General features: G+C 59.2%; 22 protein-coding genes. 5 read left to right on the top strand and 17 right to left on the bottom strand.

The genetic code is table 11. The features are described from left to right. The 13 genes from B0D78_RS08805 to B0D78_RS08745 all read right to left on the bottom strand — a co-directional run bounded on the left by B0D78_RS08805 (position 1) and on the right by B0D78_RS08745 (position 12,309). On the bottom strand, positions 1-1,278 hold the full coding sequence (locus tag B0D78_RS08805; RefSeq protein WP_205948287.1) for a cation diffusion facilitator family transporter: 1,278 nt from the start codon (positions 1,276-1,278) through the stop codon (positions 1-3). A gap of 42 nt (positions 1,279-1,320) precedes the next feature. After that, on the bottom strand, positions 1,321-2,853 hold the full coding sequence (lysS, locus tag B0D78_RS08800; protein WP_078016602.1) for a lysine--tRNA ligase: 1,533 nt from the start codon (positions 2,851-2,853) through the stop codon (positions 1,321-1,323). A gap of 1 nt (position 2,854) precedes the next feature. Beyond that, positions 2,855-3,856 carry a tRNA dihydrouridine synthase gene (locus tag B0D78_RS08795; protein WP_078016601.1) on the bottom strand — a complete coding sequence of 334 codons (1,002 nt, stop codon included), beginning with the start codon at positions 3,854-3,856 and terminating at the stop codon, positions 2,855-2,857. Between the two features lie 22 nt (positions 3,857-3,878). Next, complete coding sequence (locus B0D78_RS08790) at positions 3,879-5,291, bottom strand: ComEC/Rec2 family competence protein (RefSeq protein WP_078016600.1); 1,413 nt, start codon at positions 5,289-5,291, stop codon at positions 3,879-3,881. A 6-nt stretch (positions 5,292-5,297) separates the two neighbouring features. Continuing rightward, on the bottom strand, positions 5,298-5,915 hold the full coding sequence (locus tag B0D78_RS08785) for a ComEA family DNA-binding protein (protein WP_078016599.1): 618 nt from the start codon (positions 5,913-5,915) through the stop codon (positions 5,298-5,300). A gap of 19 nt (positions 5,916-5,934) precedes the next feature. Further along, positions 5,935-7,242 carry a tRNA (N6-isopentenyl adenosine(37)-C2)-methylthiotransferase MiaB gene (gene miaB, locus B0D78_RS08780; protein ID WP_078016598.1) on the bottom strand — a complete coding sequence of 436 codons (1,308 nt, stop codon included), beginning with the start codon at positions 7,240-7,242 and terminating at the stop codon, positions 5,935-5,937. 196 nt (positions 7,243-7,438) lie between these two features. Continuing rightward, positions 7,439-7,600, bottom strand: a complete 162-nt coding sequence (rd, locus tag B0D78_RS08775; RefSeq protein WP_078016597.1) for a rubredoxin — start codon at positions 7,598-7,600, stop codon at positions 7,439-7,441. Positions 7,601-7,700: 100 nt separating this feature from the next. Next, positions 7,701-8,816, bottom strand: a complete 1,116-nt coding sequence (locus tag B0D78_RS08770; RefSeq protein ID WP_078016596.1) for a M24 family metallopeptidase — start codon at positions 8,814-8,816, stop codon at positions 7,701-7,703. A 15-nt stretch (positions 8,817-8,831) separates the two neighbouring features. Next, on the bottom strand, positions 8,832-9,383 hold the full coding sequence (locus B0D78_RS08765; protein ID WP_078016595.1) for an epoxyqueuosine reductase QueH: 552 nt from the start codon (positions 9,381-9,383) through the stop codon (positions 8,832-8,834). 9 nt (positions 9,384-9,392) lie between these two features. Further along, entirely contained in the window at positions 9,393-11,330 is a 1,938-nt protein-coding gene (locus B0D78_RS08760) for a transketolase (protein ID WP_078016594.1), read from the bottom strand. 75 nt (positions 11,331-11,405) lie between these two features. After that, positions 11,406-11,795, bottom strand: a complete 390-nt coding sequence (locus B0D78_RS08755; RefSeq protein ID WP_205948286.1) for a translation initiation factor — start codon at positions 11,793-11,795, stop codon at positions 11,406-11,408. After that, positions 11,788-11,979 carry a hypothetical protein gene (locus B0D78_RS08750; RefSeq protein ID WP_078016593.1) on the bottom strand — a complete coding sequence of 64 codons (192 nt, stop codon included), beginning with the start codon at positions 11,977-11,979 and terminating at the stop codon, positions 11,788-11,790. The genes B0D78_RS08755 and B0D78_RS08750 overlap by 8 nt, the downstream gene beginning before the upstream one ends. Before the next feature lie 108 nt (positions 11,980-12,087). Beyond that, positions 12,088-12,309, bottom strand: a complete 222-nt coding sequence (locus B0D78_RS08745; RefSeq protein WP_078016592.1) for a DUF3343 domain-containing protein — start codon at positions 12,307-12,309, stop codon at positions 12,088-12,090. 171 nt (positions 12,310-12,480) lie between these two features. Here B0D78_RS08745 and yedE point away from each other — a divergent pair, with 171 nt between their 5' ends. The 4 genes from yedE (at position 12,481) to grdD (ending at position 16,832) form a co-directional block, all read left to right on the top strand. Then, positions 12,481-13,578 carry a YedE family putative selenium transporter gene (yedE, locus tag B0D78_RS08740; protein WP_143521804.1) on the top strand — a complete coding sequence of 366 codons (1,098 nt, stop codon included), beginning with the start codon at positions 12,481-12,483 and terminating at the stop codon, positions 13,576-13,578. 12 nt (positions 13,579-13,590) lie between these two features. Further along, positions 13,591-13,800: a sulfurtransferase TusA family protein gene (locus B0D78_RS08735; protein ID WP_078016591.1), complete on the top strand. Its 210-nt coding sequence runs from the start codon at positions 13,591-13,593 to the stop codon at positions 13,798-13,800. A gap of 335 nt (positions 13,801-14,135) precedes the next feature. Continuing rightward, positions 14,136-15,665, top strand: coding sequence for a glycine/sarcosine/betaine reductase complex component C subunit beta (grdC, locus tag B0D78_RS08730; protein WP_078016590.1), 1,530 nt, complete (start codon positions 14,136-14,138; stop codon positions 15,663-15,665). 12 nt (positions 15,666-15,677) lie between these two features. Then, a complete protein-coding gene (gene grdD, locus B0D78_RS08725) occupies positions 15,678-16,832 on the top strand; it encodes a glycine/sarcosine/betaine reductase complex component C subunit alpha (protein WP_078016589.1) in 1,155 nt (384 codons plus the stop codon). A gap of 127 nt (positions 16,833-16,959) precedes the next feature. Here the strand turns inward: grdD and B0D78_RS08720 are convergent, their stop codons facing one another. The 4 genes from B0D78_RS08720 to B0D78_RS08705 are packed head-to-tail and all read right to left on the bottom strand — an operon-like array spanning position 16,960 to position 20,464. Further along, positions 16,960-17,739 (bottom strand): ABC transporter ATP-binding protein, encoded by a 780-nt coding sequence (locus B0D78_RS08720; RefSeq protein WP_078016588.1) that lies wholly within the window; start codon positions 17,737-17,739, stop codon positions 16,960-16,962. Next, positions 17,736-18,806 (bottom strand): FecCD family ABC transporter permease, encoded by a 1,071-nt coding sequence (locus tag B0D78_RS08715; protein WP_078016587.1) that lies wholly within the window; start codon positions 18,804-18,806, stop codon positions 17,736-17,738. Before B0D78_RS08715 ends, B0D78_RS08720 begins: the two co-directional genes overlap by 4 nt. Positions 18,807-18,809: 3 nt before the next feature. Then, positions 18,810-19,925, bottom strand: coding sequence for an iron ABC transporter substrate-binding protein (locus tag B0D78_RS08710; protein ID WP_078016586.1), 1,116 nt, complete (start codon positions 19,923-19,925; stop codon positions 18,810-18,812). Next, entirely contained in the window at positions 19,922-20,464 is a 543-nt protein-coding gene (locus B0D78_RS08705; RefSeq protein WP_078016585.1) for an FmdE family protein, read from the bottom strand. Before B0D78_RS08705 ends, B0D78_RS08710 begins: the two co-directional genes overlap by 4 nt. Positions 20,465-20,641: 177 nt before the next feature. Between B0D78_RS08705 and B0D78_RS08700 the strand changes: the two genes are divergently transcribed. Continuing rightward, positions 20,642-21,532 (top strand): ISNCY family transposase, encoded by an 891-nt coding sequence (locus B0D78_RS08700; protein WP_078016584.1) that lies wholly within the window; start codon positions 20,642-20,644, stop codon positions 21,530-21,532. The last annotated feature ends 45 nt before the right edge of the window (positions 21,533-21,577 follow it).

Genomic DNA, 21,577 nt, shown 5'->3' with positions numbered 1-21,577 from the left:
TTAACTCTCCGAAAAATCTGTGTCGAGAGCGGTAATGACTGTATATTCCGGATACATTTCTTGAATCTCCTCGGTAACCTCATGATAAAGCGCCGTTCTGTCTTTTGCGTCAAAACTTACAATCATATCGAAACGGATCACCTTCCGTTCCCTGTCTGCGTAAAATGCATGCATCTGCATAACATTTTCATGCTCCATGACTTTCTTTCTAATCCTGTCCCGCATTGTGGCAGCTTCCAGATCTTTTGTGTTGTAGGAATAGACGCCGATTGCCGTAAGGTATACATGATTTTTCATGGAGACTTCCGCTGTGATTTGCCGCGTCAAAACGTCCAGCTTATCAGCAGTCATCGTATCTGGGACTTCGATATGGAGAGAGCCGCTATATGCATTTGGTCCGTAATTATTCAGGACCAGATCATAAGCTCCACGAACTTCCGGAAAAGACGAGACCGTCTCTTTGACTCCCTTTGCAAGTTCGGCATCCCCTCGCTCGCCAAGAATTTCGGACACTGTGTTCCTCAACATTTCCAGGCCAGACTTGATAATGACAATAGAAATGATTGCTCCAAGCCAAGATTCCAACGACACGTGAAAGATCATAAAAACGACTGCTGCCGCTAGCGTCGAAGCGGAAATAACGGAATCCAGCTTGGCATCCTCGCCGGAATTGACAAGCGAATCTGAGTTTACCTTCTGGCCGGTTTTCTTGACAAAATGTCCAAGCACGATTTTGACGAGAACGCCTATCGCGACAATCACCAAAGATGTCATAGAATATTCTGGTGTTTCCGGGTGTACGATTTTCTTGACTGATTCCGCAAAAGAGGTAATGCCGGCATAGAAGACGATAATAGAAATGATCATTGCGCTCAGATATTCGATCCGGCCGTATCCAAACGGATGCTTCCGGTCTGCCGGCTTTGTCGCCAATTTTGTGCCGATGATCGTAATCAGCGAAGAGGCTGCGTCGCTGATATTATTGACGGCATCCATCGTGATGGCAATCGAGCCAGTCATCACACCGATCACCGCCTTGAATGCGGCCAACATGACATTCGCGAGAATTCCGATGATACTGGTACGCACGATAATGCGATTCCTCAACGTCGTTTTTTCAAACTCCTCCGACGACATGCCGGCGCGTTCTGCTTCTTTTATTTTCGCAGCCAACACGATGTTTCTCCCCCCCCTGTTTCCGCTCCTGCGTTCTTTTTCCCGCTCGGATCCTTGCCTTTTTGCGTGTGCGCTATAGATATACAAGAGAACCGGCAGCATACGCCGCCCGCTCCCTTGTATATCTGTCGGATGATCGCCTCTTTAATCTTCCGGCTTGGCGGACGGTTCTCGGTTCTCGATGGGTTTCATCGTCGGGAAGAAGATGACGTCGCGGATCGAGCGGCAGTTGGTCAGGAACATGACGACGCGGTCCATGCCGATCCCCAGCCCGCCGGTCGGCGGCAGCCCCTGCTCCAGGGCTTCGACAAAGTCCTCGTCGAAAGGATGCGTTTCGTCCTCGCCTTCGGTCTTTTTCTGCGCCTGATCGAGAAAGCGTTTTTTCTGGTCGATGGGGTCGTTCAGCTCGCTGTAGCCGTTGCTGAGTTCCTTGCCGCAGCAGAAAAGCTCGAAGCGGTGGGTGTAGTCGGGGTGCTCGGGGTCCTTCTTCGACAGCGGCGAGATCTCGACGGGATGTCCCATCACGAACGTCGGCTGCACGAGTTTCTCTTCGACGAACTCCTCCATGAACATGGTGAGGATCTTGAAGCGCGACTCGTGCCCCGTGATCTCGATCTTGTTCTTGCGGGCGGCGTCGCGCGCTTCTTCGTCGGTGATGGCGGCGAAATCGACGTCGCAGGTCTCTTTCACCAGTTCCACCATCGTGGCGCGGCGGAACGGCTTGGCAAAATCCAGCGTCACGCCGTTGCGCTCGATGAACGGCGCGCCGTTGGCGGCGATGCAGGACTCGCGGATCAGTTCTTCGGTCAGATCCATCATGTCGACGTAATCCGCATAGGGCCAGTAAACTTCCATCATCGTGAATTCGGGATTGTGCGTCAGGTCCATGCCCTCGTTGCGGAAATCCTTGCTGATCTCGTACACGCGCCCCATCATGCCGACGACGAGCCGCTTCAGATAGAGCTCCGTGGCGATACGCAGGTACATGTTGGCGCCCAGCGCGTTGTGATAGGTGATGAAAGGACGCGCGTTGGCGCCGCCGGCGAGATAGGAAAGCACCGGCGTCTCGACTTCCAGCGTGCCGTGTTTCTCGAGCACGGCGCGGAAGGTGGAGATGATCTTGGCCCTTTTCCTGAAGACTTCGCGCGCTTCGGGATTGACGATCAGATCGAGATAGCGCTTGCGGTAACGGATCTCAAGGTCCGTCAGGCCGTGCCACTTCTCGGGCAGGGGGCGGAGCGCCTTGGTCAGCAGGCGGAACCGCTCGACGGCGACCGTCAGCTCGCCGCGCTGCGTGCGGAACGGATGGCCGACGATGCCGACGATGTCGCCGGAGTCGAGCCACTTCTTGAAGAAGGTGTAGTCTTTCTCGCCCAGAGTGTCGTAACGGAAATAGAGCTGGATCGTTCCCGTCTCGTCCTGCATGTTGACAAACGCCGCTTTGCCCTGGCGGCGCAGCGTCATCAGGCGTCCGGCCATGGAAAATTTCGTCTCGGGGACGGCTTCTTCCGCCTTGAGATAATCGAAATCTTTCCGCACCTGCGCGACGGTGTGATCGACGTTCCACTTTTCGTTTTCGAAAGGATTATAGCCTTCCTCTTCGCGAAGTCGTCTCAGTTTGTCGATGCGCTGTCTGAGAATTTCCGTTTCCTGAGTGCCGGCTGCAATTTCCGCCATTTTACATGAATCCCCTTTCAAAATATGAGCGCCAGTCGCACAGGATCCTGTACGCAGAATCCCAGTCTTTCGCGCTGGCCAGCGTGCGTTTGAATTCCGCGGTCCCCGCCTTGCCCCTGAAAAATCCGGCAAGGAAACGCCTCAAGAGCACAAGAGCCGCGCGTTCGCCATGGAGCCGATAGAGATCGTCCGCAAAGCCGATAAGGATTTCCGCGCGTTCTTCAAGCGAGGGCTCGCCATCTGACATTCGAGTATTATAACCCAAAACCCGCAAAGATTGCACGACCATGAACGGATCGGCGATCGCGCCGCGGGCACAGAGCACTGCCGCGCAGCCGTTGTCGAGATAGAACGCGACGTCGCGGGGAGCGTAAACGTCCCCCGAAGCGGTGATTCTGCCTTCGAAGCGCCGCGCCGCGCGGACGACTTCGCTTTTATCGGCTTTCCCCTCGTACCGCTGCTGGGGCGTGCGTCCATGGATTGTCACGTTGTCGGCCCCGGCCGCGAGCAATCCCTCGGCGAACTGCAGCGTATCCAGGCGATATTCGCGGCCGTCCGGAACGATCTTGCGGATCTTGGGCCAGACGGGCAGGCCGAATTTTTTCAGCTCGCGCACCATCGCGAAAGCGACGTCGGGATCCTGCAGCAGGCGGCTGCCGGCGCCTTTTTTGTGGACCTTCGGCATCGGACAGGCCATGTTGATGCTGAACGCGGCGTACGAACGGCTTTGCAGACACCGCTCCGCCGAGCGGCACAGACTGTCCGCGTCGCCCGTGAAAAGCTGCAGGACGAGCGGTCTTTCCCCGTCGGTACATTCCGTCATCCGCCAGGTCTTCGTCCCGGCGTAAAGAAGCCCCGCGCTGCTGATCATCTCCGTATGGGTCAAAGCGGCCCCCAGGCGGCGGAAAAGCCGCCGCACCGCCGCGATGCTGACGCCGGCCAAAGGCGCAAAAAACACGGGGTTCTCGACTTCCACCCCGCCGATCACGAGTTTCGTTTCCATAAAATCCTCTCAGACATTCTCTCTAAAAGATGACGGCGATGAACGCGCCGCAGCCTCCCAGCAGGACGGCCCGCCCGAGGGAAACTTTTTCCGCCAGGGCGACGAGAAAGAACAAAATGCCGGCGCACAGCCAGGCGGGGAAGAAATGGACCGGGAGCGCCTGCGGCAGCCATTCCACCCATTGATCGGCCGCCAGCGCCCAGATCTGCATCAGCTTTTCCGCCGGCCAAGCCAGCCAGAAAAGCCGGATCCCCAAGATCCAAGGAAGCGCCGCGGCAAGCACGGCAAAAAGGATCACGGCAAACAACGCGGAAGCCATGGCGTTGATCGGCAGGGAGGACAGATAAACGCCTCCGGCCAGCGGCGCGATCAGCGGCGACGTCAAGATCCACATGACAAGGGGAGAAAAGACGACGAGCAGCGCCGACTTGCATTTTTCCAAAGCCGTCACGGCGATCGCGGCGATCACCGACAACTGCCAGCCAAGATCGAAAAAACACCACGGATTCCACAGAAGCATCGCGATCCCGGCGACGCCGATCGCGTTCAGGGCGCGTCCGGGATGCCCCCAGTAAAGCCCGAGCATGCCGATCTGGACCATCAAAGAGGCGCGTACGGCGCTCATCGACGCCCCGCTGGTGAGACAGTATCCCCACAGGAGCAGCGAGCACCAGAGAAGGCCGCGCCGTCCGCCGCCGAAGATCAGGCAGCCGAGCATCAGCGCCAGCCCGACGTGCCACCCCGAGACGGCCAAGATGTGGCTGATCCCCCATCTCCTGTAATCCTCGCGGAGGTTGGCGTCCCGGTCGCCGAGAAGGACGGCGGCCGCCAGAGCGTGCGTGTTGCACGGCAACGTTTCGAGCCGCATCCTTAAATACTGGCGGAAGCTGTGGCGCGAAAAGCTTTTGCCCCGTTTTTCGATGCGCGCGGCCCGGCGCAGTTCGCCCTGCACGCCGCGCGCCCGCCAGTACCGACGCGGGGAAAAGGAACTTCTCAGAGAACCGTTCCGGAGCGGAACGACGGAAGCTTCCAACGAGAGCTCGTCCCCTTCTTCGACGTCCTGCAGTCCTTTGCCGACGGCGAGAAGCCAGCCGGCGCCGCGCGCGTCGGTCAATCGAAGCACTTCGCGCTCTCCCCACTGCCGCCGCTCCGCCACAAGGAAACGGCCGGAAACGGCTTTTACGGACGTCGGCCCCTCTTCGAGCCGCGACTGCAGGAACACGGAGAAAACGCCTGAAAGCACCACGAGCGCCAGCGCGAAACAAAACTTGCACGCATACCAGCGCTCTTCCGAAAGCAGCATTTCCGCGCTGAGCGCGCAGACGGAAAGGGGAATCGCCAGCCATAAAGGGAGCCCGCTTTCCACTGCCGCCAGCGAGAGCACGCCGCCTTGCAGCAGCAGGAGCGCAGGGATCCTGTTCAACAGAGAATCCATGCGGCGTCAAAACCGAAGCAGCGTCTGCATCTGGCTCAGTTTGCCTTTGCCGATGCCGGGAATTTCCAGCAGCGCCTCGGCGGAATGGAAAGGCCCGTGGGTCTGGCGGTACTCTATGATCTTCCGGGCCGTAGCCGGGCCGACGCCGGGAAGCGTGCACAGATCTTCTTCCGTTGCCGTGTTGACGTAGACGTACTGCGTTTTGTTCTCCCGCTTCCTGTCCTGAGAGGATGCGCTCTTGGCGGAAGTCCGGGGCGTAAGCGCGGCGGCTTTGACGTGGACATGCGCGCCGTCGCGTATCGGCGCGGCGAGGTTGACCTGCGACTGATCCGCGTCGAAGCGGAAACCGCCGGCGGCTTCCACGAGCTGAAAGACCCGCGCGTCCGCCGAGATGGGATAAACGCCCGGACGGGAAACGGCGCCGGTGATATAAGCGTAGTGTTCGGGCGAAGACGAAGCGGGCAGCTTGTAAGACGGCGACTGAAGCCACAGGGCGGGCCCCGCGACCGCCGTCGGCGCTTCGTCCTGCCAGCTCCCCCTGAAAATCCGCACCGCGGCGCCGGCGCAGCCTATGCAGAATATGGCCCCGGCGACGCACAAAGAAATTTTCGTCCGATTCTCCACCGGCGGCTCCCCTCCCTTATTAAAGGATTCTCCCCTTCAGCGACCAGCTGTCGGCGGCGGTCACCTCCACGTCGGTGAACGTTCCGATCAAGCTTTCGCCGCCTTCGAAAAGGATCACTTTATCGGCCGGATTTCTCCCCTGCAGCAAATCCCCTTTCAGCGCCTTGCCGTCGACCAGCACGCGATAGCGCCGCCCGATCAGTTTTTCGTTGATCTCTTTGGCGATTTCCGTCTGCAGTCGATTGACCTCGTTCAAGCGCCGACTCTTTACGTTTTCGGGGACCTGCTCCTTCATCGCGGCGGCCGGCGTCCCCTGCCGGCGCGAATAGGCCGCCGTGTGGACCTGATCGAAGCGGAACCGTTCCAGCGCCGCCATCGAACAGGCGAAATCTTCGTCCGTCTCGCCCGGGAAACCGACAATGAGGTCGGAGGTCAGGCCGACTTCGGGCAGGCCGCGGCGGATGCCGTCGACGACCTTGGCATACTCCTCCACCGTGTAGCGGCGGTTCATCGCTTTCAGGATCCGGTCGCTGCCCGCCTGGATCGGCAGGTTGATTGCGGGACAGATGTTGGCGTTTTCGGCGATCGCTTCGACCACGTCTTTCGTGAAATCCGTCGGATAAGAAGTCATGAAGCGCAGACGTTCCAGCCCCGCGATATGGGCGACGTCGTTCAGCAGATCGGCGAAGCTGTAACGGTCGAGATCTTTTCCGTAGGTGTCGACGTTCTGCCCGAGCAGACAGATCTCTTTGACCCCTCCTTCGACAAGCTGTTCCACCTCGTCCATGATCTCCCGGGAGCTGCGGGAAGCGAATCGACCGCGCACGTAAGGGACGATGCAGTAGGTGCAGAAATTGTCGCATCCGTGCGAGATCATTACCGAAGCTTTCCAGGGAAATTGGCGTTCCAGCGGGGCAAAGCGCAGTTCGTGCAGTTCGCGGGGATCGTCGTCGAGCAGGACGACTTTCTCGCTGCCCGACAAGGCCGTTTCCAAAGCGTCGGGCACCAGACCGATATGCCGGGGGCCGGAAACGACGCGGATCCACGGATAACGTCTGGACATGTCGACGCCCACGTTTTGAGCGATGCAGCCCGTCATGGCGACGACGGGACGCCCTTCTTTGCGCCAGCGTTCTTCGTAATGCCCCAATTCGCTCCAGACTTTATGCTCGGCCTTGTCTCGGATGCTGCAGCCGATAAAGACGATCGCGTCGGCGCTTTCTTCCGCGGTTTCGTAAGCCCCGCGCGCGACGAGCGCCGTCCTGATCTTGTCGGCGTCGTACTGATTCATTTGACACCCGTAAACTTTCATCGCAAAACCGTACACTGAAAAAACCTCCACGAGTACATTCCAGAATAGCTTCCCGTCAATTATACCCGAACGGGCGGCGAAATAAAGCATTCTTCGAAAAGAACCCCGCTTTTCCACCGCGCCTCGTCCGCTCGGCGAACGGAACGGCACAAAAAAGAGACTCTCGAGAAAGATGAACTCGAGAGTCTCTTTTTATCTTACGAACCTGAACTCATTCGACCGCTTCGAACTGATCCTTGCCCACGCCGCAGACGGGGCAGACAAAGTCCTCGGGAAGATCTTCGAAGGCCGTGCCGGGCGCGATGCCGTTATCGGGATCGCCCACCGCCGGATCGTATTCCCACCCACACACAGAACACACATACTTTTTCATGTTTTTTCCTCCCCCATATCGTATCTGTGAAACATTACCGAAATTCTATCATATAAATCCCCCGGCCGCCACCGCGACGACGATGATTCAAGTTTATCAATCACAGCGGCAGGTGAACGAACTCCTGCGGTAAATTGGCGGAAAGGCGGCGCGCTCCGTCTTCCGTGATCAGATAATCGTCTTCGATGCGCAGGCCGCCGCGATCGGGAATGTAAATGCCCGGCTCGATCGTGATCACGTCGCCGCACTGGAGAGGTCCCTGGTACAGAGGCGAAAGGCGCGGCGTTTCGTGGATCTCCAGGCCGAAGCTGTGCCCGAGTCCGTGACCGAAATACGCGCCGTAACCGGCGTCGGCGATAACCTGGGCGGCGACCGCATGCACATCGCAGCCGCGTGCCCCCGGCTTCAGCAGCGCCGCGGAATCCCGGTGGGCTTTCAGGAGAACTTCGTGGATCTCCAGAAACTCGGCGTCTTTGGGCGCGCCCAGAGAAAAGTTCCGCGTCAGGTCGGACATGTAGGCGCCGAAGATCGCGCCGTAATCGACGGTGACCTGGTCGCCCGCTTCCATTTTTTTCGCACTGGCCACGCCGTGCGGCATGGCGCTGCGAACGCCGGAAGCGACGATCATCTCGTTTTTGTGCCACACGCCTTCGCCGTCGTGGCGGGCGATGTTCAATTCGAGCAACTTGGCGAATTCTTTTTCCTTCATGCCGGGCCTGACCAGCGGCAGCGTTTCCAGATACGCGGCGGAAGCGATGTCGGCCGCTTTGATGATCGATTCGATTTCATGAGCGTCTTTGCGGCGGCGCTGTTCAGCCATGGCTGAGGAAAAGTTGCGCCATTCGACGGAAAACTCGCTCAGCGCCAGATAAGTCTGCGCGCTGAGCATGGCGCCGTCGTAGCCGCAGCGGCGGATTTTCAGCTCGCCGAGAAGACGTCCGGCCGTCGCGACCTGGCTCTCCCCCGTCTTCACCGCGCGGATCTCGAAAGGCGACTGCTGCGCGGCTTGGGTCAGATAACGCGAATCCGTGGCAAGGATCGCCCGCTCCTGCGTCACCGCGACGACGGCGGACGAACCGTGAAATCCGCTGTAATAAAACAGATTCTCCCAGCCGCTCGACTCGGAATCGATCAAAAGCAGGGCGTCGAGTTTTTCTTCCAGCAGTTTTTTTCTCAGACCGACCAGACGGTTCTCCATGTAATTCTCATGAGGCATACGATCTTCACGCTCCTAAAAATGGTGAGGGCGCTCCATGCTGTAACGGCACCCGCAGTAATTCTGCCGGTAAAGCCCCAGCCGCTTGCACTCCTGAACGGAGAAGAGCTGCCCGTTCTTTTTTCTCCAGATTCGTTCTTCCCAGTTCAGCGCGTAACGGCCGGCAAGCCCCCTCCCCCAGAGGTTGATCAGGTCGGGGTGTTTCTGCGGGCTGAGCGTCAGGCTGGTGCAAAGCGTCGACACGGAAAGCTCGGCCGCTTTTTCCGCGGCGCTTTCCAGCTGCAGGCGCATGCAGCGCTCGCAACGGCGGCCGCCTTCCCGTTCGTTTTCCAATCCCGCCGTGCGGCGGTCCCATTCGGACGTGTCGTAAGGGCGGACGATCAGCGGGAGGCAATACGCCGCCGCCAGTTTTTGCAAAGCTTCCAGCCGCCGCTGCCATTCATCGTAGGGATGGATGTTGCCGCCGTAAAAATAAAGCGTCACTTCCCGTTTCTCCTCGGTCAGAGCGTGGACGCCGGTCGTCGCGCAGGGACCGCAGCAGGCGTGGAACAGTAATTTTTCTTCCATCGACAGCTCTTAGCGCGCGACTTTTTTCAGTTCCTCGAGAGATTCTGCGATTTTGTCCGCGGAAAGCCCCATGGCGGCGTACACTTCTTCGCTCGGGCCGGAATCGCCGTAACGATGCACGCCTAAACGGCGCGCGACGGAATGCAGTCCCAGTTCTTCGGCGCGGGCCAGCCAGAGGCTGCCCATGCCGCTGACGACATTGTGATCTTCGACGGTCAACACCGTACCGGTCTGAAACGCTTCCGTCAACGCGCTCTCGTCGATCTCCAGCGGGCACGAGACGGCGTAGACCGCCGTTTCGACGCCTTTTTCGGCAAGCAGCTCCGCCGCCTGCACGGCGCGCCCCGCCATCGCTCCCAGCGCCAAGATGGCGGCGTCCTTGCCCTCGCGGACTTTGACGGCTTCGCCGTACGTGAAATCGCGCGCCAACAGCGGCTTGCCGTTCGCGCAGAGCGCCGGCAGTTTGCTGCGCCCCATCGCCAGGCAGACGTTGCCCGCCGTTTTCAGCGCCCAGCGCGTCGCGCGGTCCGTCTGATTCGGGTCGGCGGGAACGACCAGCTTCCAGTTGAAGAAGTTCGACATCAGCGCAACGTAGTCGATGCACTGATGCGTCATGCCGTCTTCGCCGACGTCGAGCCCCACGTGAGTGAGGACGAGCTTTTCGTTCGCGTGGTTGACGTCGTTCATGCGCTGCTGGTTGTAGGCTTCCGCCAGGCCGAAAACGCCGAAGTCCGCCCAGACTGACACGACGCCGCCGGCAGACGCCGCTCCGGCGGCCGTGGCCGTGGTGTTCTCCTGAATGCCGCACTGGATGAAGTTGTCCGGGCATTTTTTCGCAAATTCGCCGGTCTTGACCGAACCGGCGAGGTCGCAGTCGAAAACGAGCACGGGGGCGCGCCCGGTCTTTTTGTAGTTGAGCTGCCCCACTTCCGCCAACGCCGAGCCGAAGGCGGAGCGGTTGTCCGTCGTGTCGGCGGGGCCGTAGACCTTCGCTGCGCCCAGATCGAGGACCGCTTCAAGCGGTTCGACGGCGCGCGCGGCGCTGAACTTCGCTTTTTTGTGCTCCGCGGCCAACACGACGAGATCCGGCTGTCCCAGCTCTTTCATCGCTTGCCGGTAGAGGTCGCCCGAAGCGGCCTTGCCGTGATAGTCCGGCTTGTCTTCCATAAAGGAAACGCCCTTGCCCATAGTCGTCCGGCAGAGGATCGCCGTCGGGCGCCCGGCGGCGCGCGCCGCCTTCAAAGCGGCGTACAGCTCCGCGAACGAATCGCCGTCGCACAGGAGCGTCTGCCAGCCGTCGGCTTCCCAGAGCTCCTTGATATGCGCGGGCATGACGTCGCCGCAGCGCCCGGAGATCTGGATGTCGTTGACGTCGATCAGCGCCGTCATGCTGGTCAGTTTTCGAGCCGCGATCAAGCGGCGCGCTTCGGCGATCTGCCCTTTCGGCTGCTCGCCGTCCCCCATCAGAACGTAGACGCGGCCGTCGTAGCCGCGCGCCTTCTGCGCCAGGGCAAACCCCGCTCCCGCGGACAGCCCCTGGCCGAGACAGCCGGAACCCCAGTCGATGCCGGGGACCATGCGCTCGACGTGTCCCTGAAAGCGGCTGCCCGTTCGTCGAAACTCGTTCACGGCGTCGAACGCGTCCACAAATCCGTAATACGCCAGGGTCGCATACGCCGCGGCCGAGGTGTGCCCGTGGCTGATCACGACGAAATCGCGGTCGAGCGAGTCGCAGTTTTGTGGCGACACGTTCGCAGCGCCGTAGGCGGCCATGTACATTTTCATGCTGGAGAGCGCCCCCGCGGGGTGCCCGCTGTTGGCGCGGGCGACCATCGCCACCGCGAGGCCCTTGCAGACTTGCGCGGCTTTGTCCAGCTGCCGCTCTTCGGCCGGCGGCAGTTCTTCCCATTGAAAAGAATTTATTTTGACAGCCTTATCGAACATCATCGTTTTTACGCCTCCGCATGAAATTTTTCGATCACCGTTTTATAAAATCATTATAAGACAAAAATCCCCGTTGCCTCAAACGATCTTCACATTCCGCGCGCCGAGATCCTTCAGAAGTTTCGACAACCGCGCGCGCTGATCTCCCTGAAAGAAAACATCCTCCTCTTCGATTGCGGCGCCGCAGCCCAAATTCTGCTTCAGCTCCTTCACAAGACGGCTGCTCCGTTCTCCCGACGGCAGACCGGCAAGCCGCGTGACGTTTTTTCCGCTTCTGCCCTTGCGCTCCAGGAAAAGCCTCAACGGCGCCGTCTCAAGCGCGTGGTCTCGCGCCGGTTCGGCGTCGGCGCGAGACGGCTCCTTCGCAGACAGGCGGGCCGGTTCCCGCGACAGCCCCATGGCGTCGGCAATCGTGAAGGATTCGGCGTCCAGGCTCTGCAGATCGATCTTCTTTTTGGAACTACGCAAGCTCATACCCTTCTTCGCGGCAGGTGACGATAAAATCTTCGCCTTCCCGAAAACGGACCGTCATCTGCGAATCCAGCGGCATCTCCAGCATCTGCCGATAAACCGCCGCCGCCGAACGAGCGCCCTGCAGCTCGCTCTTGGCCGCCGTTTCGTACATCATCTCGATCAACTTCCTGTCAAGCATTCTCTCTTCTCCAAACTTTATCCATATGAAAACGCGGGAACGCGTCTCACACGGTTGCAGTATAATGCATCGCACATTTTCTCTCAAGGCGGAATTTCCGTGAAACCGTCAGTCTGTCATGTGATGCGTCTCGGAGATCTCGATCCCGCCCTTTTCACAAAGCCGTATGATCTCGTTTTCGCGGTCGCAGGGATAGGAGCAGGCCAGCCCGCAGCTTGCCGAGATCTGCCGGGGCACGGGGATGATCCTCACGTCGAAACCGGCGCGGCGGCATTGTTTCTCGAACATCAGGGCCATACTGGTGACGTCAAAGGTCGCAAGACATTTCATTATACAGAACTCCTTATAGATTATGAATTTATGCAAGGGTTTTATTCATGCGTTTTGATAATTTGACTTCCGGCTTTTTTCGAATATACTAAAGAACAAGAATAAGGTCAATGATAGTTATTTATACTATGCCTTGTTCAAACTTCATTTCATCGCAGGAGGCGGTTGTCATTGAAAAATTTTGATTCTCTCATGGTGTCGCGGTTGGGCCCCGTTATCGCAGGTCTTGCCGTGGGCATACTTGCGCCGGTTCTCGTGCTTCTGGGGAACCCGGGCAATATGGGGATCTGCGTTGCCTGTTTCGAGCGCGATATCGCCGGGGCGCTGGGCTTTCACAGGGCGGCGGCGGTCCAGTATATCCGTCCGGAGATCATCGGCCTGATCCTCGGCGCTTTCGGTTCCGCGCTGGCGTTCAAGGAATTCAAGCCGCGCGCGGGATCGGCCCCCGCCGTGCGCTTTCTGCTCGGCATTTTCGCTTCCATCGGCGCGCTGATCTTCCTCGGCTGCCCCTGGAGAGCGTATCTCCGTCTGGCGGGCGGCGATTTCAACGCCCTTTACGGCATCGCCGGACTCTTTGTGGGGATCTTGATCGGCATTTATTTTATCAGTTCCAACTACAATTTGGGTAGAGCCTATCCCGCTCCGGCCGAAGCGAAATTATCCGGTTTGATGATGCCGCTGTTCGCGCTTGGGCTGCTGGCGCTGCTGCTGATCGCGCCCAAGTTGGGAGCCGAGGGGACGGGACCGATTTTCTTCTCCGAAAAGGGTCCCGGCTCGATGCACGCGCCGTGGTATGTCAGTCTGGCCGTGATGCTTTTGGTCGGCTGGCTTGCGCAGCGCAGCCGCTTCTGCACGATCGGAGCGCTCAGGGATCTCGTTCTCGCCCACGACGGCTATCTGTTCTGGGGGATCGTCGCCCTGCTGGTGGCCGCGTTCGGCATGAACTTCGTGCTGGGGAGCTTCAAGTCCGGATTCGCGGGGCAGCCCGTGGCTCATACCGACTCGCTCTGGAATTTCCTCGGCATGGTCCTGTCCGGCCTGTGCTTCACGCTCGCCGGAGGATGTCCCGGCCGTCAGCTGGTCATGGCCGGCGAGGGCGACGGCGATGCGGCTGTTTTCGTCTTCGGCATGATCGCGGGCGCGGCGGTGGCCCATAACTTCGGTCTTGCCAGCAGCGGCGCCGGGATCGGCGCTCACGCCCCGACCGCTTTCGTCATCGGCATGATTTTCTGTCTCTGCGTCGGTTTCGTGATGCGCAGGAAGGCTTAAGGAGGAGAAAAAATGGTTGTTGATGCACGCGGACTTTCCTGTCCTCAGCCTGTCGTCGAGGCCAAAAAAGCGGCGGCGACGGGAGAAAAGGAGATCGAGATTTTTCTCGATAACCCGACGTCGATCACGAACGTTACCCGCTTCATGACAAACCAGGGCTATCAGCTCAAGACAAACGATATTCAGCCTGATCAATCGAACAAACTTGTCTTCGTCAAATAATCAGCGGCGATGATCATAAGGAGAGGCGGCTCGACACCGCCTCTTTTTCATATTTGCTTGATTTTGTCGCCCATCGTATTTCTACAGGCCTCATTTCACGGTAAAAAAATCTCTTCTCATTGAAATATCACTGCAATTATAAAAACTGCGAATGTTCGTCGCGAAAGGGGAAAAGACAATTTCAGCAAAAAACATAAAAACTTTCATCATCACTTGAGAAATCAAGGATCTTGGTTTTTATTGCGACATCTTGTATTATAATAGCGTCGGTTACAAGGCAAAGTCCTTGCGATAAATTTTCGCTCCACAAAATCCCTGAGGAGGTATTTTCAGTAATGTCCAGAGTTGCAATCAAAGGTTCCGCTTACTGCCTTGAGCATGTTCCCCAGCTGGGGCTTCACTACGGCAACACGCCCTATACGGCCGGCGAAGGCGAGAAAGAGTATCTTCAGGCTCTTCCCAAGCATCTTCAGACCTACGAACAGGCGAAGGGATATGCTCCCAACATGACGTACATCGGAGCTCTGCCCCTTGAGGATCTTGACGCGCAGCCGACGCCCATGTACCAGAACTACAATCTCGAGGCGCCCCGTTTCGGCACATACGGCGAGATCATGCCCGAAGACGAATTCCTCGGCCTGCTCGACATCTGCGACGTTTTCGACCTGATCTGGCTCGAAAAGGACTTTGCCGCCTCCGTCCGCGAAAAGCTTTCCAAGCACGAACTGATCACCGAGTCCATTCTCGCCCGCCTCGAAGCTGGACACGATCGCGCCGAGATCGAAGAATACCTCAAGAGCAGCGATCATACTCAGGTTTTGCCGCTCTATTTCGACGGCAAGGTCGTCGGCATGGCGCGCGCGGCGCACGCCGTGGACGACAATCTGTTTGCCCACGTTCTGCTCGAGAATCTTGCCAGCAAGGCCGGCTCCGTGCTCGCCCTGCTCCATCTGCTCCGCAACACCGGCCTGAAACCCGAAGAGGTCGATTTCGTGATCGAGTGTTCCGAGGAAGGCGCAGGCGACGCCTGCCAGCGCGCCGGCGGCAACTTCGCCAAGGCCATCGCCGAGATCGCCGGCTGCGTGAACGCCAGCGGCTGCGACGTGCGCGGTTTCTGCGCCGGCCCCGTCAACGCCATGATCAACGGCGCTTCCCAGGTCGCCGCGGGCGCCCGCAAGAACGTCGTCGTCCTGGCCGGCGGCGCCATCCCCAAGCTTTACATGAACAGCCGCGACCACGTCAAGAAGGACATGCCCGCTCTCGAGGACTGCCTTGGCTCGTTCGCGATCCTGATCACTCCCTGCGACGGCGTCAGCGCCGAAATGCGTCTGGACGTCCTCGGCAAACACTCCGTCGGCGCGGGCGCCTCGCCTCAGGCCGTCACGCAGGCCCTCACCTGGGAGCCGCTCCAGAAGGCCGGCCTGACCTTCGCCGACGTCGACAAGTTCGGCGCCGAACTTCATATCCCCGAGATCACCGAACCCGCCGGCGCCGGCAACGTGCCGCTCGCCAACATCAAAATGATCGCCGCTCTGGCCGTCATGAAGAAGAGCATCGAAAAGAAGGACATGATGACCTTCGTCAAGGAAAAGGGACTGCACGGCTTCGCCCACACTCAGGGACACATCCCCGCCGGCGCGCCCTTCATCGGCCCCGCCGCCGACTGGATCAAGGAGGGCAAGATCAACCGCGCCATGATCATCGGCAAGGGCAGCCTGTTCCTCGCCCGCCTGACCAATCTCGCCGACGGCGCTTCGTTCCTGCTCGAGAAGCCCGCGCCCGTAGCCGCGGCAGTGAGCAAGGACGACATCAAGAGCCTGCTGTTGGAGTCTCTTTCCGAAATCGCAGCAGACCTCAAGAAGTAAGGAGGCTTTTGTATGTCTGACGTTCGCAAGCTCATCGGTGAGGCTCTCTCCGAGATCATCGATTCTGCCGCTCACGGCGGCCCCCGCGTCCGCGTCGGCCTGCAGGCGAATGGCAGCGAGCACGGCTCCGAAGAAATCGCCAACGCCGCACGCCTCGCCCAGCGCCAGAACCCCAACATCCAGGTCGTGATGATCGGCCCTAAAAAAGTCGAAGGTTTCGACGACCTCGAGTGGATCGAGACCCCCGACTGCGAGATCGACCTCGAGAAAGCCATGGACGAAGCCATGGACAGCGGCAAAGTCGCCGGCATCGTCGCCATGCACCATCCGTTCCCCATGGGCGTGACCACGATCGGCCGCGTCTTTACGCCCGCCTGCGGCCGCGACATGATCGTCGCCTCCACGACCGGCACCAGCGCCATCAACCGCGTCGAAGCCATGATCCGCAACGCCGTCTACGGCATCGCCGTCGCCAAGTCCATCGGCAAACAGAACCCCACCGTTGGGATCCTCAACGTCGAAGGCGCGCAGGTGGTCTTCAAGGCGCTGCGCAAGCTCCAGGAAAACGACTACGACATCACTTTCGGCGAAAGCAAACGCGCCGACGGCGGTTCCGTCCTGCGCGGCAACGACATCCTCCAGGGCGTCGTCGACGTGTGCGTCTGCGACACGCTGACCGGCAACGTGCTGATGAAGATGTTCTCCTCGTTCAGCACCGGCGGTTCGTACGAAGCGCTGGGCTGGGGCTACGGCCCCTCCGCCGGCGAAGGCTGGAAGCACGTCGTCAACATCATCTCGCGCGCTTCCGGCGCTCCCGTGATCGCCAACGCCGTCGCCTATTGCGGCGCCGCGGCGGCAGGCAAACTTCCCGAACTGGTCGCCAAGGAAGTCGAAGCGGCCAAGGGCTGCGGCCTCGAGGAAATCATCGCCAGCTTCATGCCCAAACCGGCCGCGGCCGAAGAGGAAATCAAAGCCCCGGCGGCCGAGCCGACCGACGAGGAAATCCACGGCGTCGACGTGCTCGCCATCGAGGACGCCGTGCGCGAGCTGTGGAAGCACGGCATTTACGCCGAAAGCTCGATGGGCTGCACCGGCCCCGTCGTCAAGCTGAACAAGAGTAAAGAAGAAGAAGCCCGCAAGATCCTCGCCGCCGCCAGCTACATTTAGAACCTTGAAACACGGCGCGCGCAAGGGAAAAGCGCGTGAAGAACAAAAAAATGACGTTGGAAGGACGAACTTCCAACGTCATTTTTTTGTTCCGCGTCATTGTTTTTTCATAAAGCAAAAATTTGCATCACGCGCGAAAAGCGGAATCGCTCCGCAGGCGCGGAATCACCAAAGGCGCGCCGTCGTGCGCGATCACGTCTACGGGAATCCCGTAAACGTCGCCGATCAGATCGGCGGTCGCCTCCGCCGGCCGGCAGGCCGCGCAAACGGCGCCGTCGCGCAGAAAGATCAAACGGTCGGCGACGCGCAAAGACGTGTTTAGATCGTGGATCGACATCAGAATCGCCACGTTCCGTCCTTGAACGATCTGCCGCAGCGTCCGCAGCATGTCGATCTGATTTTTGAGATCAAGGCTGCTCGTCGGTTCGTCCAACAGCAGGACTTTGGGTTCCTGCACGAGAGCGCGGGCAAGAGCGACCTTTTGGAACTCGCCGCCGCTCAGCTCGTCGAGGAACCGCAGGGAAAATTTTTCGAGAGACAGAGCTTTTAGCGCCGCTTCCACTTTTTCAACGTCTTCGTCCTTTATCGTCCATGCGATGTGCGGGCGGCGGCCAAGCAGGACCGCGTCGAAAACGGTCAGATGCTGCGGTTCGTCCCTCTGGGGGACGTAACCGAAAATCTTGGCCCGGTCGCGCCGCGGACACAAGGCGAGCGTACGCCCATCAAGAAAGACCGTCCCCATCGCAGGGCGCAGGATCCCGTTAATGGCTCGCAGCAGCGTGGTCTTTCCCGTGCCGTTGGGACCGAGCAGCACGACGATCTCCCCCTGTTCCAGAGAAAAACTCACGTCCTTCAAAACGTCGTTGCGCCCGTAGGCGAAGGAAAGTCCCGATACCGACAGCGTCATTTTCGGCTTCTCCTTTTCATCAGGAGCGCCACGAACACCGGCGCGCCCATGAACGCCGTAAAGACGGAGACGGGAAGAAGACGCGGCGCGAGCAGGAGCCGCGCCCCCATGTCGGCGCCCGTCAGAAGGGCCGCTCCCAAGAGAACCGAGCCGGGGATCAGGAAACGATGATCGCCCCCGAGGAAACGGCGCAGCATATGGGGACAGACAAGTCCGACAAAACCGATCACGCCGAGAAACGCCACCATGACGGCGGCAAGCAGCGACGTCACGACCATGGCTTCGAGACGGATCCACGAAGCCGAGACGCCCAGCGACACAGCGGTCTCATCGCCGCAGCACAAAGCGTTCAGATCGAAGCGCCTGTAAAAGAACAACGCCGAAGAAAGGGCCAACAGAGCCGACATCATGGGGATCTCGCGCCACGACGCGCGCGAGACGTCGCCGAAAGTCCAGAAGACAGTAGCCGCCAGCTGGGCGTCGTCGGCGAAATACTGAAGAAACATGGTCCCGGCGGTAAACAGCGAACTCAGCGCGACGCCAGCCAGCACCATGACTTCGCCCGCGCCGCCGGTTGCCGAGACGATGAAAAGCACGATGCCCATGCAGGCCAGAGCGGCTGCGAAGGCCGCCCCCGTCGTGAGCCAGTGGTCCATGATCGTCACCGCGTCCGCCGCAGTGCTCTGCATCGTTCCCGAGCCGAGGACGATGATCGAGAAGGCCGCGCCGAAAGCGGCCGCGTTGGAGATCCCCAACGTGAAGGGAGACCCCAATGGATTGCGCAGCACTGCCTGCATGACCAGCCCCGCGAGCGACAGCCCGCCTCCCGCCAGCATAGCGGCCAGAGTCTGGGGCAGGCGGATATTCACGACGATCACCTTGGCCCGCCCTTCCCCGCCGCCGAGAAGAACCTCGATCACCTCGGAGACAGGGATCCTGACGGCTCCCCAGGCCACGGACAGCAGGCCGAGGAGCAAACACAGCCCTCCCAGTCCAAGGAGAAAAAGCTTTTTACGGCCGACGTAGGCTTCGTACTCCAACGAAAGGAGATGCTCCTGCCGAAGCACGGCTTATTTCCCTTCAAGGTTCAGACGTCGGAAAATTTTGCCGGAAAGGGCTTCGCTGATCTGAGCGTAGAGCGGTTTTCCGACAAGGAAAGAATAGATCTCGTCGGCGACGGACGCGATCTCGACGTCGGCGAAACGGTCGGGATAGAGAGTTTTCCCCACGAAATAGCTGTTGACCAGCACGGAACCGTAATTGATCGTGTACGAATTGTAGGGAAGCACGCTCCAGATCTCGCCGTTTTCGACGGCCGACAGTTCGGCGTAGACGGGATCGAAACTGAGCTGCCAGAGGCCGCTGGCCTCGCCTTTCGCCCGCAGGGTGTTGATGTCCATGAAGACGACTTGGGGATCCCACTGCAAGATCTTTTCCTTGGCGACGTTGACCGTTTCCGATCTGCCGGAACCGTCGGAGGCCACGTTTTTCGCGCCGGTGTAAAGGAACGGCGGATATCCCGTTTCCGTCGAGGTGAAACCATGCGTGCCGCGCATGGATACGCCGCCGATATAGCAGCTTCTGCGCTCTTCTTCGGGAACGCCGGCAGTCCTCCGGCGCAGTTCGGCGAGGTGCTTTTCGAAGAAAGCCGCCACTTCTTCCGCCCTCTGTTCCTTGTCAAGGACTTTCCCCATCAGACGCAGCGTCGCGTAGAACTGTTCCTTTTCGTCGCTCAGATTTCCGTATTCCAGGCCGATCACGGGAATCCCCGTTTTGGCCGTCAGCTGGTCGGGATGAGGACCGGAAAGAGGCGACACTTTGAAGATCACCTGCGGCTGCGGAGAAAGCCCGGCAATCAGTTCGGGATTGTCTTTGCCGCGAAACTCGCCGAAAAGAGGCAGAGCGGCAAACTCAGGATGAGCGAAGGCATAAGGACGCGATGCTTTGCTCTGCGGAGGATCGTTGCGCTTTTCGATGGAATCCACCGCGATCACGCGATCATTCGCCTGAAGGTAGGTCAGCAGCCTCAAGGCTCCGGATCCCGAGCCAAGGATCCGCTGCGGCGCGACGGGCACGGTCACGGAACGCCCGAGGCAGTCCGTGACCGTCATCTCCGCGCCGCATGCCGCAGACGCACACAGCATCGCTAACACAAGGGACGCAAGAAATTTCATCGAACTCTTCATTTTGTCATCCTCCTGATCTTTTCCGCGCAGGGCACACAGACTTTTCGTCCGTCCGCGCACGTCTCGAGGCGAGTGACCATGACTTTCTCGCCGCACACGGAACAGTTTTCCGAATCGTGAATACGCGCTTTCTGCGGGATCGCCTCTTCGGGTTTCTTCACGTCGAACAGAGCTTCATCAGGTTCCGTCAAAAGACGGCCCATGTGTTCGTCGCGCGAAAGTGCGTTTTCAGGCGAGCGATAGACCAGCCTCACGCCGCGTCCGTCAGAATGGCGGAAAACGGTGAAAGCGTGCTTGCCGTAATCGCGGAAAATGAAATTTCCCTTTCCGAACGTGCAGCCAAGAACTGCTTGGATCGCATCCACGCCGCAGGCGTCATTTTCCACAACCGCCACAATCTCTTCATCCACGTCGCGGGACAGATTCAGCAGCTTCATGGCCATTCGAGAAGCGCGCCAGCCGATCAACAGGCCGGGACACAGATGTCCGTGAAAAGCGACGACGGGCGTTAGTTCCGGTGGAATTTTCAACGATGCCATATCCATAACCTCCGATTCAAAGAGTAAAAATAACGCTACTTTCTATTTTTTACGTAGCACGATCATTCTAGCACAGTCCGCCTGGATTACAATCTTTCATGGCCGTTGTGTCGTTGTTCAGTGATAAAGTCCCCCATAACTGTTCCAAGAAAATGTCACTCTGAGATAATACCGTTCATGAAACAGGAGCGAATGACATTGTCACAAAAGGAACTGGATCGTATCAGGATTATCGGAGCGCTTGTCGACGGACGCATGACGAACAGGGAGGCGGCGGAAAAGCTGGGGCTCTGTCAACGGCAAATCATCAGGATCAAGAAGAGGTTCGTCGCTCAAGGGGCGGCGGGGCTTGTTCACGGCAACCGCGGCAGAACGTCTCGGCGCAGGATCGGAGATGAGGTTAGGGAGTCGGTGCTGAAGGCGTATGAGGAGGTCTATTACGATTTCAACTTCTCTCACTTTGCGGAATGCCTGAACGAACGGGAGGGGATCGGGATCAGCCGTTCGAGTGTCGTCCGCATTCTGAAGGACGAGGGGATCAGGAGCAAGAAGAGTGTGCGGCGGCGGCCGAAGCTTCACCGTTCCCGACCGCGGAAGGTGGCCGCGGGGATGTTGTGGCAGACTGACGCCACGTCGTTTGAATGGTTTGGCAGGGGGAACGGGCGCGCGACGCTGCACGCTTATATTGACGATGCGACGGGGATCGTGACTGGCGCCTGTTTCACTGAGAACGAATGTATGGCGGGCTATGTCGCCGCGCTGGGGATGGGGATCGAGGGGTATGGGCTGCCGATGGCGATTTACAGCGACCGGCATACGATTTTCCGCTCTCCAAAGGCACGGGCGCAGGATGATGAGGATCGGATCGAAGGGAATGAAAGAAATGAAGGGAATGAAAGGAATAAAGGAAATGAAGGGAATGAGGCGGGGAAGGGGGAGCCGTTAAGTTGTTTCGGACGGGGGCTGAAGGATCTTGGGATCGGGCAGATCTTTGCCTTGACGCCGGAGGCGAAGGGGCGTGTCGAACGTCTTTGGAACACGATGCAGGACAGGCTGCCGGGGAGCTGAGGCTGCTTGGCGTCTCGGATATCACGGCGGCCAACGAGGTTTTGC

It is taken from the genome of Pyramidobacter sp. C12-8 (genome assembly GCF_002007215.1).
Classification (GTDB): domain Bacteria; phylum Synergistota; class Synergistia; order Synergistales; family Dethiosulfovibrionaceae; genus Pyramidobacter.
This window is presented reverse-complemented; position numbering and strand designations above follow the sequence as displayed.